This window comes from Variovorax sp. P5_A3, from assembly GCF_056400665.1.
In genome coordinates this window covers 212,387-229,335 of sequence record NZ_JBFUKW010000012.1, presented here as the reverse complement: position 1 = coordinate 229,335, position 16,949 = coordinate 212,387, and the positions used below count along the sequence as shown (strand labels likewise).

General features: G+C 66.3%; 16 protein-coding genes. 5 read left to right on the top strand and 11 right to left on the bottom strand.

The annotated features are described in order from the left end of the window. Positions 1-87: 87 nt before the first annotated feature. Positions 88-1,401: a hemolysin family protein gene (locus AC1D3B_RS20270; RefSeq protein ID WP_478192457.1), complete on the bottom strand. Its 1,314-nt coding sequence runs from the start codon at positions 1,399-1,401 to the stop codon at positions 88-90. A gap of 23 nt (positions 1,402-1,424) precedes the next feature. Between AC1D3B_RS20270 and AC1D3B_RS20265 the strand changes: the two genes are divergently transcribed. After that, positions 1,425-2,270 (top strand): symmetrical bis(5'-nucleosyl)-tetraphosphatase, encoded by an 846-nt coding sequence (locus AC1D3B_RS20265; RefSeq protein ID WP_478192456.1) that lies wholly within the window; start codon positions 1,425-1,427, stop codon positions 2,268-2,270. Position 2,271: 1 nt separating this feature from the next. Here AC1D3B_RS20265 and AC1D3B_RS20260 read toward each other — a convergent pair whose 3' ends face one another. The 5 genes from AC1D3B_RS20260 to guaD form a co-directional block, all read right to left on the bottom strand. Then, the gene (locus tag AC1D3B_RS20260) at positions 2,272-3,735 is read right to left on the bottom strand and encodes a DEAD/DEAH box helicase (protein ID WP_478192455.1); all 1,464 of its coding nucleotides are present in this window, start codon (positions 3,733-3,735) and stop codon (positions 2,272-2,274) included. Positions 3,736-3,879: 144 nt separating this feature from the next. Beyond that, positions 3,880-4,755, bottom strand: coding sequence for a KPN_02809 family neutral zinc metallopeptidase (ypfJ, locus tag AC1D3B_RS20255; protein WP_478192454.1), 876 nt, complete (start codon positions 4,753-4,755; stop codon positions 3,880-3,882). A 48-nt stretch (positions 4,756-4,803) separates the two neighbouring features. Beyond that, positions 4,804-5,052, bottom strand: a complete 249-nt coding sequence (locus AC1D3B_RS20250; protein WP_478192453.1) for a hypothetical protein — start codon at positions 5,050-5,052, stop codon at positions 4,804-4,806. A 136-nt stretch (positions 5,053-5,188) separates the two neighbouring features. Next, positions 5,189-5,755, bottom strand: coding sequence for a dCTP deaminase (gene dcd / locus AC1D3B_RS20245; protein ID WP_478192452.1), 567 nt, complete (start codon positions 5,753-5,755; stop codon positions 5,189-5,191). A 56-nt stretch (positions 5,756-5,811) separates the two neighbouring features. Further along, a complete protein-coding gene (guaD, locus tag AC1D3B_RS20240) occupies positions 5,812-7,101 on the bottom strand; it encodes a guanine deaminase (RefSeq protein ID WP_478192451.1) in 1,290 nt (429 codons plus the stop codon). Positions 7,102-7,288: 187 nt separating this feature from the next. Between guaD and AC1D3B_RS20235 the strand changes: the two genes are divergently transcribed. Together AC1D3B_RS20235 and AC1D3B_RS20230 are read left to right on the top strand one after the other, a co-directional pair. Next, complete coding sequence (locus AC1D3B_RS20235) at positions 7,289-8,434, top strand: glycosyltransferase family 4 protein (RefSeq protein ID WP_478192450.1); 1,146 nt, start codon at positions 7,289-7,291, stop codon at positions 8,432-8,434. Beyond that, complete coding sequence (locus tag AC1D3B_RS20230) at positions 8,431-9,093, top strand: acyltransferase (RefSeq protein ID WP_478192449.1); 663 nt, start codon at positions 8,431-8,433, stop codon at positions 9,091-9,093. The genes AC1D3B_RS20235 and AC1D3B_RS20230 overlap by 4 nt, the downstream gene beginning before the upstream one ends. Positions 9,094-9,193: 100 nt before the next feature. Here AC1D3B_RS20230 and AC1D3B_RS20225 read toward each other — a convergent pair whose 3' ends face one another. Further along, on the bottom strand, positions 9,194-10,276 hold the full coding sequence (locus AC1D3B_RS20225; RefSeq protein WP_478192448.1) for a BMP family ABC transporter substrate-binding protein: 1,083 nt from the start codon (positions 10,274-10,276) through the stop codon (positions 9,194-9,196). Positions 10,277-10,518: 242 nt separating this feature from the next. On the opposite strand from AC1D3B_RS20225, the gene AC1D3B_RS20220 reads away from it, so the two are divergent. Both AC1D3B_RS20220 and AC1D3B_RS20215 read left to right on the top strand, forming a co-directional pair. Continuing rightward, positions 10,519-10,737, top strand: a complete 219-nt coding sequence (locus AC1D3B_RS20220; protein ID WP_478192447.1) for a hypothetical protein — start codon at positions 10,519-10,521, stop codon at positions 10,735-10,737. Between the two features lie 30 nt (positions 10,738-10,767). Further along, positions 10,768-12,969, top strand: a complete 2,202-nt coding sequence (locus tag AC1D3B_RS20215; RefSeq protein WP_478192446.1) for a phosphocholine-specific phospholipase C — start codon at positions 10,768-10,770, stop codon at positions 12,967-12,969. A gap of 60 nt (positions 12,970-13,029) precedes the next feature. Here AC1D3B_RS20215 and AC1D3B_RS20210 read toward each other — a convergent pair whose 3' ends face one another. The 4 genes from AC1D3B_RS20210 to AC1D3B_RS20195 all read right to left on the bottom strand — a co-directional run bounded on the left by AC1D3B_RS20210 (position 13,030) and on the right by AC1D3B_RS20195 (position 16,926). Beyond that, positions 13,030-13,479 (bottom strand): hypothetical protein, encoded by a 450-nt coding sequence (locus AC1D3B_RS20210; RefSeq protein ID WP_478192445.1) that lies wholly within the window; start codon positions 13,477-13,479, stop codon positions 13,030-13,032. A gap of 158 nt (positions 13,480-13,637) precedes the next feature. After that, positions 13,638-14,690 (bottom strand): adenosine deaminase, encoded by a 1,053-nt coding sequence (locus tag AC1D3B_RS20205; protein ID WP_478192444.1) that lies wholly within the window; start codon positions 14,688-14,690, stop codon positions 13,638-13,640. Then, positions 14,690-15,691 carry an aromatic ring-hydroxylating dioxygenase subunit alpha gene (locus AC1D3B_RS20200; protein WP_478192480.1) on the bottom strand — a complete coding sequence of 334 codons (1,002 nt, stop codon included), beginning with the start codon at positions 15,689-15,691 and terminating at the stop codon, positions 14,690-14,692. The genes AC1D3B_RS20205 and AC1D3B_RS20200 overlap by 1 nt, the downstream gene beginning before the upstream one ends. A gap of 68 nt (positions 15,692-15,759) precedes the next feature. After that, positions 15,760-16,926: a BMP family ABC transporter substrate-binding protein gene (locus tag AC1D3B_RS20195; protein WP_478192443.1), complete on the bottom strand. Its 1,167-nt coding sequence runs from the start codon at positions 16,924-16,926 to the stop codon at positions 15,760-15,762. Between the last annotated feature and the right edge of the window lie 23 nt (positions 16,927-16,949).

Sequence of the window (16,949 nt, the reverse complement as noted above, 5' to 3'; positions counted from 1 at the left end):
GAAGATACTTCTCATTCTCTCATAGGGAGATGTAGAACTTACGTTGCTTATTATGAGAAGATTTCCGGATGGTTATCCGGGGTACGCTCAGGGCGCCAGATCTGCAGCCCCCGCATCCGGAAACGCCAACACCCTGTCGATCCGCTTGCCGTCCAGTTCCACGACCTCGAAGCACCAGCCTGCGCAGTCGATGCGCTCTCCCGCCTCGGGCAACCGGCCGGACACGAACATCAACAAGCCCGCCACGGTGTTGTAGCGCCCGCGATCCTCGTCCGGCAGCTCGCGGATGCCGAGCCGGGCTCGCAGCTCGGACACCGGCATCAGTCCATCGAGCTCCCAAACGCCGTCGGGCCGTTCGCGCGCCCAGGCCTCGGCGTGCGTCGCGACCTGGAGTTCGCCGGTGATGGCTTCCAGCAGGTCGCGCGGCGTCATCAACCCCTGCACCACGCCGTATTCGTCGACCACGAACACCAGCCGGCCGGCACGCGAGCGGAACTGTTCGAGCAGTTCCATCCCGGTCAGCGTCTCGGGCACGAACACCGCGGGTTGCGCAGCCTGCTCGACGGTCCCCTCATGGTCGGGACCCAGCTTGAGCAATTGCGCGACGCTGACCACGCCGACGACGTCGTCGAGCGAGTTGCGGCAAACCGGGTACCAGGAATGGACCAGGTTGAGCGCACCCGCTTCCGACACCTTCTTCAGGCTCTGTGCAATGCTGCCGGAGGCTTCCAGCCATTCGATATCGGCACGCGGCACCATCAGCGAGGTGAGCCGGCGGTCGTCGAGGTGGAACACGTTGCGCACCATCTGGTGTTCGTGCATCTCGATCACGCCTGCGTCGACGCCCTCTTCCAGGCTGGCGGAGATTTCTTCCTCGGTCACCACCCGCGCCGCATTCGAATCGATGCGCAGCAGCTTGAGGACCATGGCCGTCGCGCCTGCAAGCAGCAGCACGAAGGGCTTGGCCCCGGTGGCAAGGCCGCGCATCGGCCGTGCGACATAGCGCGCGACGGGCTCGGGGTAGAGCTGGCCGATGCGCTTGGGCACGAGCTCGCCGAAGATGATCGTGAAGAAGGTGATGCAGGTCACCACGAACGCGGTGGAAGCGACGCTGGCGGTGCCGGCACCCATGCCGACCGATTGCATCCAGAGCGCCAGCGGCTCCGCGAAGGCCGCCTCGCCCACGATGCCGCTCAGCATGCCGATGGAGGTGATCCCGATCTGGACGCTCGACAGGAACTGCGTCGGATCCTGCATCAGCTTGAGCGCCGCGGCGGCGCCCGCATCCCCCGTTTCGGCCAGCGCGGCGAGGCGCGCGCGACGGCTGGTCGAAAGGGCCATTTCGGACATTGCGAACAACGCGTTGAGCGTGGTCAGCAAAGCCAGGAGGAGAACATCCATGAACGCGGGGGAGAATGGGGACCATGGCACTTTACTTGATCGGTGACGTGCAGGGCTGCGACGCGCCCCTGCAGCGCCTTCTCGACGACATCGCCTTCTCGCCCAGCCGCGACACGCTGGTTGTGCTCGGCGACCTGGTCAATCGCGGCCCCGCGTCGGCGGATGTGCTGCGCCGCATGCAGCGCCTGGGCGCCTCGGCACGCAGCCTGCTGGGCAACCATGACCTGCATCTGCTCGGCGTGGTGCATGGCGCGCGAAAGGCGGGGCGGAAGGACACGCTGGCCGGCATCCTCCAGGCGCCCGACCGCGAGGCGATGCTCGACTGGCTGTGCCACCAGCACATGGCGCTTCACCAGGCGATCGGCGGCGGCGATCTGCTGATGGTGCATGCGGGCGTGCTGCCGCAGTGGACCATCGGCCAAACGCTGTCGCTCGCTTCGGAAGTCGAATCGGCGCTGCGCGGCCCGTCGCTGCCTGATTTCCTGCAGACGATGTACGGCAACGAACCCGCCCAATGGACCGATGCGTTGACCGGCAGCGCGCGATTGCGCGTCATCGTGAACGCACTGACGCGGCTGCGCTTCTGCACGGAGGATGGCGTGATGGAGTTCGAAACCAAGGATGGCTCCGGCGCCGCACCGGAAGGCTACGTGCCCTGGTTCGACGTGCCTGGCCGCAAGACGGGAACCGCCACGGTAGCGTTCGGCCATTGGTCGACACTGGGCTGGGTCTCAAGACCCGACCTGATCTCGACCGACACGGGCTGCGTCTGGGGCGGCTGCCTGAGCGCGGTGCGGATCGGCGCAACGCCGCAGGAGCGGGAACTGATCCAGGTCAAGTGCCCAGAGGCACAGAGGCCCGGGACCTGAACTAGCTCGCCGACTTGAAGAGAGCGGCGACCTTGCGCTTGGTCTTGATATTGGTCGAGATGCCGCGCGCAGGCGCGGCCTTGGCGGCGGCTTCCCAAGCCGGCGCAGCCTCGCGCTCCGGCGCCTCGTAGGGCTGCTCGAAGAAGGGATCGCGTGGCGTCGCGGGCGCACGATGCGGGCGACCACCGCCGCGCACGGGACGTGTCTCGCTGCGCTCGCGGGGACGGTCCAGCGTGTCGAGCACATCGCGTGCATCGCCCGCCTCGCCCTCTTCGCGCCAATGGCGGCGGCCATCGTTGATGCGGCCGCGTGGGCGGTCTTCCTCGAACTCGATCGCTTCGAGCTCGATCTTGTTCTTGATCAGCTTCTCGATGTCGGCCACCAGGCGCACGTCGTTGCCGCCGCTGGCAAAGCTCACCGCGAGGCCCGAAGCGCCGGCGCGGCCGGTGCGGCCGATCCGGTGGACGTAGTCTTCGGCGTTGAACGGGATGTCGAAGTTGAAGACGGCCGGCACGTCCTTGATGTCGAGGCCGCGCGCGGCCACATCGGTTGCGACCAGCAGGTCGACTTCACCGGCCTTGAAGGCGGCGAGGGCCTTGAGCCGCTCGTCCTGGCTCTTGTCGCCGTGCAGCGCCGTGGTCTTGAGGCCTTCGCGTTCGAGCGAACGCGCGAGGCGCGCACAACCCAGCTTGCTGTTGACGAACACGAAAGCCTGCGTGAGGCCGCGCTGGCGAATGATCTGCTTGAGCGCGCGGCGCTTGTCGTCGTCGCTCACGCTGTAGAAGCGCTGCTCGACCGTGGAAGCCGTCTCGTTCGGCCGGGCGACCTCGATCGTGACGGGGTTCTGCAGGTAGCTGCCGGCCAGTCGCTTGATTTCGGGCGAGAAGGTCGCGGAGAAGAGCAGCGTGGTCCGCTGCTTGGGCAGGTAGGAGAGGATTCGCTGCAGGTCGGGCAGGAAGCCGATGTCGAGCATGCGGTCGGCCTCGTCGAGCACGACGTACTCGACCTGGTTGAGCACCGCGTTCTTGGCCTCGATGTGATCGAGCAGGCGTCCCGGCGTGGCGACCAGCACTTCGACGCCGCGCTTGAGCTCGAGCGTCTGCGGCTTCATGTCGATGCCGCCGAAGACGACCGCGCTGCGCAGGCTGGTGTACTTGGCGTACAGCTTGACCTGCTGGGCGACCTGGTCGGCCAGTTCGCGCGTGGGCAGTAGCACCAGCGCTCGCACCGGATGCCGCGCGGGCGAGGTGGAACTGTTCTCGTGCTTGAGCATGCGCTGCAGCAGCGGCAGGGAGAAAGCGGCCGTCTTGCCGGTGCCGGTTTGCGCCGCACCCATCACGTCCTGGCCCGCCAGGACCACCGGAATGGCCTGTTCCTGGATGGGCGTCATGGTTTCGTAGCCCATTTCGGCTACGGCACGCGCCAGCGGTTCGGCCAGGGAAAGATTGGAGAAGGAGCTTGTCATTAACCCGCTATTGTCGCATCTATGGCTCGCCCCCAGGCTTTGCGCACTTCGTGTCGCGTCGCCGCCCCCTACCGGGGGCAACACCGGCGGCCCGGCAAAGCCGGTTCCGCGGTGTTTCTGGTCTCCCGTTGGTGACCCTGACTGCTATAGGCTTTTAGACGCGAAGGTGTCGCAATCCTGGAGATTTCCGGACTTGTAGCCGGTGCCGAACCAGCGTTGGCGCTGGGCGCTGGAGCCGTGGGTGAAGCTGTCGGGAACGACGGCGCGGCCGGCGGAGCGCTGGAGGGCGTCGTCGCCGATCTTCTGGGCGGCGTTCATGGCGGCCTCGATGTCGCCGGGGTCGAGCCACTGCTTGGATTCCTGGGAATGGTGGGCCCAGACGCCCGCCAGGCAGTCGGCCTGCAGTTCGACCCGGACGCTCAGGGCGTTGTTCTGGGACTGGCTGAGCCGGCCGCGTGCCTGGTCGACCTTGTCCGTGATGCCGAGTTCGTCCTGCACGTGGTGGCCGACCTCGTGCGCGATGACGTAGGCCTGCGCGAAGACGCCGGGCGCGCCGAGCTGGTTCTTGAGGGTGTCATAGAAGCCGAGGTCGATGTAGACCTTCTTGTCGCCAGGGCAGTAGAACGGGCCCATGGCGGACTGGCCGGTGCCGCAGGCGGTGGGCGTGGCGCCGCGGAAAAGCACCAGTTTCGGCGGCGCGTAGGTCTCGCCGTGCTGGCGGAAGATGTCGGTCCAGACGACTTCGGTGTTCTTCAGGACTGTCGAGACGAAGGCCGCGTCGCGGTCAGTCGGCGGGGGTTTGTGCGCCGGAGCCTGCTGTACCTGCGGTGCCGGCTCGCTGCCGCTCAGCAGGCCCAGAACGGTCAGCGGATTGATGCCGAAGATCCAGCCGGCGATCAACGCCACGGCCACGGTGCCGATGCCGACACTGCGCCCGCCGATCGGAAAGCCGCCGCCTCCACCACCTCCGTCCCGGCGATCCTCGACGTTATCGGATTGTTCGTTGCCTTCCCATCTCATGACGCTCTCCTTGCCGCATCCGGGCGGCGGTCGCAGGATGGTACGCGCTCAGCGGTAAACCACGTATCCAACATTTACGACGCCGTCCCTGGCACTTGGCCGGGCGATCGCGGCATTTTTTTCCGCGGCGGCGGGCAGAGCGGCGCTCTCCTGCGCGTAGTGCGCATGGGCCTTTTGCACCTGGGACTGCGTTACCACGACCATGGCCACGACCTGCACCAGCACGACGGCGACAAGGGTCGCGAGCAGCAGCAGCCGATAGGGATGCATCTCGTGAAGGCTCTGGAAAATCGACATGTTCTCGCTCCTGAAGCCACGCCTCCTGCGTGGAATGGAAGGAGATGCTGCCGATCGTCGGCACTTCGACGCCGACGCGCTGGCCGCCAGTCCATGTAGGACCGGGCCGGAGGCCGGCCGCTGCCTTTGGGAAGGCTCAGGCCTTGGGGAGCGTCACGCCGCGCTGGCCCTGGTACTTGCCGCCGCGATCCTTGTAGCTGGTCTCGCAGACTTCGTCGCTCTCGAAGAACAGGACCTGGGCACAACCCTCGCCCGCATAGATCTTGGCGGGCAGCGGCGTCGTGTTGCTGAATTCCAGCGTGACGTAGCCTTCCCACTCGGGCTCGAAGGGCGTGACGTTGACGATGATCCCGCAACGCGCATAGGTGCTCTTGCCAAGGCAGATGGTCAGCACATTGCGCGGGATGCGGAAGTACTCGACCGTGCGGGCCAGCGCGAAGCTGTTGGGCGGGATGATGCAGCTGTCGCCGTGGAAGTCGACAAAGCTCTTCTCGTCGAAGTTCTTCGGGTCGACCACGGTGCTGTGGATGTTGGTGAAGACCTTGAATTCGGGCGCGCAGCGGATGTCGTAGCCGTAGCTCGAGGTGCCGTAGCTGATGATGCGGTGGCCGTCCTGCTCGCGGATCTGTCCGGGCTCGAAGGGCTCGATCATCCCGTTCTTCTCGGCCATGCGCCGGATCCACTTGTCACTCTTGATGGTCATGTCAGGTCCTTCCTCGGGGCCGCTATTCTAGGCAGAGGCCGGCCCTGCCCCGGCGCTCAACCGGCCGAAGCCTGGGAGATCACGGTTCGCTCGATGAGGCGGTCATCGCCCAGCACGATCATCGCAAAGAGCAGTTCCTCGAGGTTGTTCGCCAGCGCGGTCTTGCGGGCGAGCAGCGGCGTGGCTTTCGGGTCGATGACCACGAAGTCCGCCTCGCAGCCCGGCTGCAGGTTGCCGATGACCCCGTCGAGCCCCAGCGCCCGCGCCGCCCCGCCCGTGTGGTGCCACCAGAGCTGCGACGGCGGGATGCTGACGCCCGGCTTGGTCTGCCCTTCCCGGCCCGCGTAGTAGGCAGCCAGCATGGTCGCGAAGGGGCTGAAGCTGGTGCCGCCGCCGACATCGCTGGCCAGGCCGTAGCGGTAGCCGATGCGGTCGGCACCCTCGAAGTCGAAGAAACCGCTGCCGAGGAACAGATTGCTGGTCGGGCTGACGGCCGTGGCGGTCTTCGTCTCGCGCATCAGCCGGCGGTCGTCGTCGTCGAAGTGGATGCAATGCGCGTAGACCGCGCGTTCGCGCATCAGACCGAAGCCCGCGTAGACGTCGAGGTACGAGCGCGCCTGCGGGAACAACTCGCGCGCCCACTTCACTTCGTCCTTGTTCTCCGCGACGTGCGAGTGAATCCAGGTGTCGGGGTACTTCGCGGCAAGTTCGCCCGCACCTTGCAGTTGCGCGTCGGTGCTGGTCGGCGCAAAGCGCGGGGTGATGGCGTAGCCCAGCCGGTCGACGTTGTGCCACTGGCGAATAAGAGATTCTGTGTCGATCAGGCTTTGTTCAGTTTGATCGCGTACACCGTCCGGTGAATGACGATCCTGCAGCACCTTCCCCGTGATCATGCGCAATTGGCGGCGCCGCGCCGCCTCGAAGAACGCCTGCACGGATTGCGGGTGCGAGGTCGCGAAGGTGAGCGATGTCGTGACGCCGTTGCGCAGCAGTTCGTCGAAGAACACCTCGGCGACCTCCGCCGAATGGGCGGGATCGGCAAACTGGCTCTCGGCCGGGAATGTGTAGTTCTCGAGCCAGGGCAACAGGCCGTCCGCGGGCGCGCCGATGATGTCGGTCTGCGGGAAGTGGATGTGCATGTCGACGAAGCCCGGCGCCAGGATCCGCCCCGGCCAGTGAGTGACGGTCACACCCGGATGCCGCGCCGCGACGGCGCCGAAGTCGCCCGCATCAACGACGAGTTGCCGCCCGGCGGCATCGGGGCCGACGACCAGCAGGCCGTCTTCGTCGAAGACCGGCTGGCCGGCGGTGTCGAATCGCAAAAGGGAGGCACGGTACGCTTGCATGGGCACGGAGGGTAAGGCAGCAATGCCGGTATGCAATGTGCTTGCTCGTATGGACGCTATATGGCGACAGCGCTGCTGTCGAGACCGATCGTACTTCCGGCTGACCCCGGCGGTCGCACATAATCCCGCCAACTACTCCAGGAAGAGCAATGACTACACGTGACGCCGCCAAGAGCGCCGAGTGCAGATGAAAGTGCTTCTGATAGCGAACTATGAGCCCGATGGCCAAACCAGCATGCTCGCCTTCAAACGCGTCCTGGAGCGCGAGCTTCCCCATACGGGTTGCAACCTGCGGGTGATCTCTCCGCCGAAGCGCGTGCTTCGGGTGCCCTCCTCCTCGCGCTGGTGGAAGTGGCTGGGCTATGTCGACAAGTTCATCCTCTTCATACCCTCGCTCGCGGCGCAGGTCCGCTGGGCCGACGTGGTACATGTCGCCGACCACTCGAACGGCATGTACATCCCTCGCGTGACGAGCAAGCCCAATGTCATCACCTGCCATGACGTGATCGCGGTGCAGGCCGCCAAGGGCCTGGTGGACGGCTGGAACGTCGGCTGGACCGGCAGGCTGTTCCAGCGGCTGATCGTCAAGGGAATGGCCCGCGCCGACCTCATCGCCTGCGTGTCGGACATGACGAAGCGCGAAGTGCTGACCATGGGTTTCGCGGACGAGCACAAGGTCACGACCGTGCTCAACGGCCTGAACGACAACTTCGCGCCCGTGGCCCCGGAGGAGGCGCAGCGCCTGCTGGATCGACTCGGGGTTTCGGTGCAGGACAAGTACCTGCTGCACGTGGGCTGGGACCTGGACCGCAAGAACCGCCGGGGCGTGGTCGAGGCATTCATCGCACTGCAGGAACGCGCGGCCGCCGCCGGCGCGGCGCCGGTGGTGGACCGCCTGTTGTTCGTGGGGCCGGAGCTGGCGCCCGAGTCGGCCAGGCTGGCGCAGGAGCATGGCGTCGCCGACAGGATCCGGACGGTACACAAGATCTCGCACGACGAGCTGCGCGCGATCTACTCCAGCGCAACGGCATTGCTCTTCCCCTCGCTCCAGGAAGGCTTCGGCTGGCCGATCATCGAGGCGCAGGCCTGCGGCTGCCCCGTCTTCACCTCCAACCTCGCACCGATGAACGAGATCGGTGGCACAGGCGCGGTGTACGTCGACCCCTGCGATCCGGAGTCCATGGCCGCCGCCATCGAGCAGGCCGCGCCCCGGCTGGGCGAGATGCGCCGCCTCGGGATCGAGAACGCCTCGCACTACAGCGCGAGGCAGATGGCAGCGAACTACAAGGCCGTGTACGAGCGCGCGATCAGGGAGCGCCAGGCCTCGTCATGAAGAAGCTGCTGGCGCTGGGCGTGGTGTTCCTCCCCTGGGCGCTGAAGCGCTGGGTGCTGCGGCGCTTCTGGGGCTACCAGATCGCGGACGGGGCGCGCATCGGCCTGTCCTACGTCTTCCCGGGTGAGCTTGTAATGGGCGAAGGCGCCTACATCGGCCATTTCAATGTCGCAATCCATCTGGGCAAGCTGGATTGCGGCGCCCATTCGGTGATCGACCGCTCCAACTGGATCACGGGCCATCCGCCCAAGGGCGCCCATTTCACGCACCGCACGCAGCGCGAGCCGGTGCTTGTGGTCGGCGAGCATGCGGCCATCACGAAGTCGCACATCATCGACTGCACGGACAAGATCGAGATCGGCGCCTTCACCACCATCGCGGGCTACCACTCGCAACTGATCACGCATGGCATCAACGTGGTCGAAGGGCGCCAGGACTGCAAGCCGATCCGCATCGGGGCCTACTGCCTGGTGGGGACGCGCGTCACCGTGCTGGGCGGCGCCGCATTGCCCGACCGTTCGTTGCTAGGCGCGGGCTCGGTCCTGAACAAGGCGCACACCGAGGAATGTGCGGTGTACGCCGGCCAGCCCGCCGTCAAGGTCAAGTCCGTCGACCCCAACGCCGCCTACTTCCACCGCAAACGCGGCTTCGTCCACTAGAGCCCACCCCCAGGCTCGCGCACTTCGTGTCGCTCTCCCCCCTTGCAGGGGGCAATACCAGCGGCCCGGCGAAACCGGTTCCGCGGTATTCCTGGCCTGACTAGTGCACCTTGCCTTGTACGCCTTCGACTAGCCAGTTCATTTTGAGGATCTGCTCGTCACTCAGGCTCTGGCCCTTGGCGATGACGACGCGCCCTTCGTTGTCGCGCACGTCGGCAACGGCCTGGAACGGCTTCACCTTGCCGGCGGCGATGTCGCGCTGCCGCGCCTGCACCTCTTCCTGCACGGCCTTCGGCACCTTCGGGCCGAAATCGCCGACGCGGATCATGCCTTCCTTGACGCCGCCCCAGACATGGCCGCTCTTCCAGGTGCCGTCGAGCGCCGCGCGGGCACGCTCCGTGTAGTAGCCGCCCCATTGGTGCGTGACGGCGACGATCTGCGCGTCGGGCGCGACCTTGCGCATGTCCGAGTGGTAGGCCACCGCCATCTTGCCGCGCTCCTGCGCCGCCGCCATCACGGCGGTCGAGCCGGTATGGAAGGCGATCACGTCGACGTCCTGGTTGAACAGCGCCATCGCCGCGTCACGTTCCTTCGGCGGATCGAACCAGACATCGAGCCACACCACCTTGACCTGCGCCTTCGGATTGACCGAGCGCATGCCGAGCGTGAACGCGTTGATGCCCTGCAGCACCTCGGGAATCGGAAAGCCCGCGACATACCCGGCGACGTTCGTCTTCGTCATGCGGCCGGCCGCAACGCCGGCCAGGTAGCGCCCTTCGTAGTAGCGCGCGTTCGCGGTCGCGACATTGGGTGCGGTCTTGTAGCCGGTGATCGATTCGAACTTCACGTCCGGAAAGTCCCGCGCGACCTTCATGGTGGGTTCCATGTAGCCGAAGCTGGGCGTGAAGATGAGCTTGTTGCCCTGCTGCGCGAGATCGCGGATCACGCGCTCGGCATCGGCGCCTTCGGAGACGTTCTCGACATAGGTGGTCTTCACCTTGCCGGCGAGCGCGGCCTCGACGGCCTTGCGACCGCTCTCATGCTGGCGCACCCAACCGGCGTCGGTGATGGGCGCGACATACACGAAGCCGATCTTCAATGGATCGGCCTTCGGCGCGGTCTGGGAAAAAGCTGGAAGGAAAAAACAGGCGGCCGCGAGCGCGGCTGCGAGGTTTTTATACATGGTAGTCCTCTACATGGCCCCGGAATGAAAAACGGCGCTGCGGGGCAGCAGCGCCGGGCCGGCATTTTATCCGGTGCCGGCAAGCGCACTTCGCATGTCACTTCTGGTTGCGCAATGGTCGGCGTCTCTTCACGGCGATGTCACGTTGGCTGCCTAGCCTCGGCGTCCGACGCGATCAGCCGGCACAAATCTCGCCAGGCTGGCCGTAAACAACGATCCCCAACAACCGGAGGGCATTCCCCATGCATGAAGTGGTTCCGACCGTGCGCGCGACTTGCGCATTGACCCTGGCCCTGGCGCTCGCAGCCTGTGGCGGCGGCAGCGGCAGTGCGACGCCGACGAGCCTCGCCGCATCGTCCACGACGCCCTCGGCTGCCGCAAGCAGCCAGAAGCCCGATGCCGCGATGTCACCCGCGGCGACGGAGGCAAACGACAAACCCGCCGTTCGCTACGCCCCCTGAACGATCCACCACGACACGAGGACCAGAAACATGAACTCTCGCCGCAAATTCATCCAGGGCACCGCCACCACCGGCATCGCCGCCGCCACGCTGGCCGCATTCCCGCCGAGCATTCGTCGCGCGCTTGCGATTCCCGCGCACAACGAGACCGGCACCATCCACGACGTCAAGCACGTCGTGATCCTGATGCAGGAGAACCGCTCCTTCGACCACTACTTCGGCACGCTGCGCGGCGTGCGCGGCTTCGGCGACCGCTTCACCATTCCGCTGCCGCAGGGCCGCAGCGTCTGGCAACAGCTCGATGCCAACGGACAGCCTACGCTCCCCTTCTACCTGGACAGCAGCAAGGGCAACGCACAGCGCTTCACCGGCACGCCGCACAGCTGGAACGACGGCCAGAATGCCTGGGACGGCGGCCGCATCGAACAGTGGGCGCGCTACAAGACCGTCGCCTCCATGGGCTATTTCAAGGAAGCCGAACTGCCCTTCCAGTACGCACTGGCCAACGCCTTCACGCTGTGCGACGGCTATCACTGCTCGATGCACACGGGCACCAATTCCAACCGCATGTTCCTGTGGACCGGCACCAACGGCCCGACCGGCGCCGGCGTGGCGTCGCTGAACAACGAGTGGGACTCGATCGACGCATCGACGCTCGGCTATGAATGGAAGACCTATCCCGAGCGCCTCCAGGAAGCCAAGGTAAGCTGGATCGTCTACCAGAACATGCCCGACAACTTCGGCGACAACCCGCTGGCGGGCTTCAGGCAGTACCGCAAGGCGAATGAAGCCTCCGGCAAGCCGGTGAGCAATGACGCCCTCTCGCCCGCCTACGACCCGGCCAGCGACGACGTCGGCAACCCGCTCTACAAGGGCATCGCCAACACCATGCCCGGCGACTTCAACAATCCGCAGACTTATTTCGAGCGCTTCCGCCAGGACGTCAAGAACGGCAAGCTGCCGCAGGTGTCGTGGATCATCGCGCCGGCCACCTATTCCGAGCACCCCGGCCCGTCCAGCCCCGTGCAGGGCGCCTGGTACATCCAGGAAACGCTCGACGCCCTCACCGCCGTGCCGGACGTGTGGAGCAAGACCGTGCTGCTGGTCAACTTCGACGAGAACGACGGCTACTTCGACCACTACCCCTCGCCCTCCGCACCGTCCCTGAACCCCGACGGAACGGCCGCGGGCAAGACGACGCTGCCCGAACGCGACGTCGCCTTCGAGCGTTTCACGCATCCGAACCCGCCCGGCACCACCGGCCAGCCGCAGCCCGATGGCCGCGTGTACGGCCCCGGCGTGCGCGTGCCGATGTACGTGATCTCGCCCTGGAGCCGCGGCGGCTGGGTCAATTCGGAAGCCTTCGACCACACCTCCGTGATCCGCTTCCTGGAGAAGCGCTTCGGCGTGAAGGAGCCGAACATCGGCCGCTTCCGCCGGTCGGTCTGCGGTGACCTGACGAGCGCCTTCAACTTCGCCCGGCCCAACGACGAAGTCCTGCCCACGCTGGCCGGACGCAAGACCCGCGACCAGGCCGACATGCTGCGTGCCGACCAGGAAAAGCTCGCGCTCATCACGCCGCCTGCGAACCCGATGCTGCCGCAACAGGCGCCCGGCACACGCCCGTCGCGCGCGCTGCCGTACGAACTGCATGTCAGCGCGAACACCGATGTGCGGCGCGGCACGGTCAAGCTCGTGTTCGCCAACACGGGCGAAGCCGGCGCCGTGTTCCACGTCTACGACAAGCTCCATCTCGACCGCCTGCCGCGCCGCTACATGGTGGAGCGCGGCGAGAAGCTCGACGACACCTGGACTGCGATGACCGACAACGCCGGTCTCTATGACCTGTGGGTGCTCGGCCCCAACGGCTTCCACCGCCAGTTCAAGGGCGACCTGAATCGCTTGCGCGCCGGCAAGGCTCCCGAGCCCGAAGTGCGCGTGGGCTACGACGCGCGGCGCGGCGACCTGTACCTCAAGCTGCGCAACGACGGCGAGAGCACGTGCCAGTTCACGATCCAGGCCAAGGCCTACCGCAGCGACGGCCCGTGGGTCGTCCGGGTCAAGGGCGGCGATGACGAAGAGAAGCACTGGGACCTGGATGCCAGCGGCCAGTGGTACGACTTCGCAGTCACCTGCGACTCCGACGCCACCTTCTACCGCCGCATCGCCGGACGCGTGGAAACCGGCAAGCACTCGGTGAGCGATCCGGCCTTCGGCAAGCTGGACACCTGAGGCGGTCCTGAAATGACCCGGGCGCCCGCMGGCGCCCGGAACTGGACGTTTGCGTCGTGCTTACTTGGCTGCAGCGCCGGATCCCTGCTGCGCCTGAGCGCGCGCAGCGGCCGGGTTCTCCATCGTCGAGATCACCTTGCTATTCACGCGCGAACCCGACACCACGTTCTGGTCGGGCGCCGATGCCGTGGAAACCGCCTGGGCATTGACCACCGCCGGATCGGCCATCGGCGTGAAGGGCTCTGCGCCGCGCGAACCGCGGGTCACGTTCTGGTCCCGTGCGTTCGCGGTGTCGATGGCCTGCTGCTGGACCTTTGCCGGATCGGCCATCGGCGTGAAGCGCTCCGGGCCGCGCGAGCCGCGCGTGACGTTCTGATCGGGCGCGTGGGCCGCGGCGATGGCTTCGGCCTCGACCTCGGCGCGACTTCTGCCCTGGACGGTCTGGGCCTGGACGCTGGTCACGGTACAGGCGGCGAGCAGGGAACCTGCGACAAATTGCGAGACTTTCATATCGGATCCTTTGGATGAGAGTGGCTGGGCGCGCAGCTGCGCGCCACGAAGAGCCCGGTCGGCGCGTCTGGCCGATATCGGGAAAACCCTTATCGAGGTTAACCCTCACCCATGGCGAAACGATGACGAAGGCGGCTCGCGTACGCCCTGTTGCTCTTTCAGGCGAACGCGTCGAACGCCGCGTTCAGCCGCTCGACGTACGCCCGCTTGGCCGCCGCATCGACGAAGCTGCCCTCGAAGCTGTTCGCCGCGAGTTGCCACGCGTGCTGCGCCGTCAGGCCGGTGGCGGCGAAGGTCTCGATGAAGTTCTGGTTCATGTAGCCGCCGAAGTAGGCCGGATCGTCCGAGTTGACGGTGGCGACCAGGCCGGCATCGAGCAGTTCGCGCAGGTTGTGCTGCCCCAGGTCCGGGAATACGCACAGCTTGAGGTTCGACAGCGGGCAGACGGTCAGCGGAATGCGGTCCTGCGCGAGGCGCTTCATCAGCGCGGGGTCCTTGGTGCTCTGCACGCCGTGGTCGATGCGCTCGACCTTGAGCACGTCGAGCGCGCTCCACACGTAGGCCGGCGGCCCTTCCTCGCCCGCATGCGCGACCAGGTGGAAGCCCAGTTCGCGGCAGCGCGCGAAAACGCGCGCGAACTTCTCGGGCGGATGGCCGAGTTCGCTCGAATCGAGGCCGACGCCGATGAAGCGGTCGCGGAACGGCAGCGCCTGTTCGAGCGTGGCGAAGGCATCCTCCTCGCTCAGGTGGCGCAGGAAGCACAGGATCAGGGCCGCATCGACGCCCAGCTTCGCCTTGGCGTCGACACAGGCGCGATGCAGGCCGTCGATCACGGTCTGCATCGGCACGCCGCGCTCGGTGTGCGTCTGCGGATCGAAGAACATCTCGGTGCGGATCACGTTGTCCGCCGCCGCGCGCTCCAGGTAGGCCCAGGCCATGTCGTAGAAGTCCTGCTCCTTCAACAGCACGCTCGCGCCCGCGTAGTAGATGTCCAGAAAGGTCTGCAGGTTGGTGAAGGCATAGGCGCGGCGCAGGTCTTCCACGCTGGCATAGGGAATCGAAACGCCGTTGCGCTGCGCGAGCGCGAAGATCAGCTCGGGCTCGAGCGAGCCTTCGATGTGCATGTGCAGTTCGGCCTTGGGCATGGCGCGCAGCAGCGCCGGGAGGCGGTCCGCGGGAATGTCGCGAACGGTGTGGCGGGGCGTGTTCATCAGCAGACTCCGAAGGTGATGCCACGCATTTTGAGGTGGCGACGGTAGAGGGACGAGGCCTTGTCGGCCACGGTGTGGAGTTCGGCGCGCAGGTCCAGTGGCAGGGTCTTGGGGCGCTGCGATTCGAGCACCGGCTTGTCCTGCAGGAAGATCGTGTCCTGGAAGGCGCGCAAGGCGGCGTCATCGCGATCGAAGTCCGCCGTCGCGAGGCGGAACCAGACGCGGCTGCGCTCTGCGTCGATCGGGCAGATGTAGAGCGCGATCGATTCGCGGTAGTCGTCGATGCCGACGCTTGCCGCCTCGGGGATCTTGGTCAGCACCGCCGCGTAGGGCGCGGTGACTTCGTAGGTGTATTCGACCTGCGCGGGCGCGGTCGAGTTGATGGTGGATTGCGGCTGCCAAGCCTTGCAGCCCGTCGCGAGCAGGCCGTTCGGCGTGGCTTCGACACGGTAGTCGTCGATGGCGGTCATGTCGCGCGCGCCCAGCCAGCCTTCGTGCACGAAACCGAAATGCGACATGTCGAGGAAGTTCTCGACCAGGCGCGGCGCACTGGTCTCGACGTCGTAGGGGCCGCAGTTGAGCTTGCGCAGGCGGGTGTCGTCCTCGGCGACGAAGGCGGGCAAATCGTCGCCCTCCCCCTCGGCCGATGCATCGAGGCGAACCCACACCAGACCACTTGCCTCGCGCGCCGCATGCGTCGTCGCGCGGTGGGTCGCCGGGGGAATGAACGTCGGCAAGGCGGGGACCTGCACACACCGTCCACCGGCCTCGAATTGCCAGCCGTGGTACGGGCATTCAAGTCGCGCGCCGCCTTCGCAGGTGACGACCTTGCCAAGCGAAAGCTGCGCCCCGCGATGCGGACAGCGATCCGTCCATGCATGGATGGCTGCGGCATCGTCGCGCCACAGCACGAGGCTCTCACCAAGCAGACGCACCGCGACGGGTGTCGCCGTCACGTCTTCGGTCAATGCAACGGGATGCCAGAGTTGTCTTTCAATCATCATGGGAGCTCAAACGAAAAAGGGTTGCCCCGGGAGGCAACCCTTTGCACCGGAATTCCGGTCGTCGATTACTTCTTGTCGCCGGGGACCTTGCCTTCCACGCCCTTGACGTAGAAGTTGACGCCGCTCAGGAACTTATCGTCCGCCACGGCGCCGGCCGCCACCAGCTCCTTGCCGTCCTGGTCAACGATCGGGCCCTTCCAGATCGAGAAGCTGCCGTCCTTCAGGCCCTTCTTGACTTCGTCGACCTTGGCCTTGGCCTCGGCGGGCACGTCTTCGGCGATCGACACCAGGTCGATCGCGCCTTCCTTCACGCCCCACCAGCTCTGGCCGGTCGTCCACTTGCCGTCGAGCATGTCCTGCGTCGCCTTGATGTAGTACGGCGCCCAGTTGATGGTCGCCGAGGCAAGGTGGGCCTTGGGACCGTAGGCGGTCATGTCCGAGTCCCAGCCGAAGGCGCGCTTGCCCTTTTCCTGGGCGGTCTTCAGCACGGCCGGGGAGTCGGTGTTCTGGAACAGCACGTCAGCGCCGCCGTTGATCAGCGCGGTGGCTGCCTCGGTTTCCTTCGGCGGGCTGAACCATTCGTTGACCCACACCACCTTGGTCGTGACCTTCGGGTTGACCGACTGCGCGCCCAGCGTGAAGCTGTTGATGTTGCGCAGCACTTCGGGGATCGGCACCGAGCCGACCACGCCCAGCGTGTTGCTCTTGGTCATCGAGCCGGCAATGATGCCGGCCATGTACGCGCCCTCGTAGGTGCGGCTGTCGTAGGTGCGCATGTTCTCGGCGGTCTTGTAGCCGGTGGCATGCTCGAACTTCACGTCCTTGTTGTCCGCCGCGACCTTGAGCATGGGCTCCATGTAGCCGAAGGTCGTGCCGAAGATCAGCTTGTTGCCCTGGCTCACCATGTCACGGAACACGCGCTCGGCGTCGGCGCCCTCGGGCACGCTCTCGACGAAGGTGGTCTTGATCTTGTCGCCGAATTCCTTCTCGATCGCCTTGCGGCCGTTGTCGTGCGCGAAGGTCCAGCCGCCGTCGCCCACGGGGCCGACGTAGGCGAAGGCGATGTTCAGCGGCGCCGCGGCCGCGGGTGCCGCAGCGGCCGGAGCCGGGGCCGGGGCGGCGGGTGCGGGGGCCGGCGCTTCTTCCTTCTTGCCGCAGCCGATGAGGGCGGCCGAAGCGACCGCCGTCAGGGCGGCCAGCTTGAGCAGGGAACGCTTGTTCAGATCATTCATTGTTTGAAATCCTCAAAGGACGG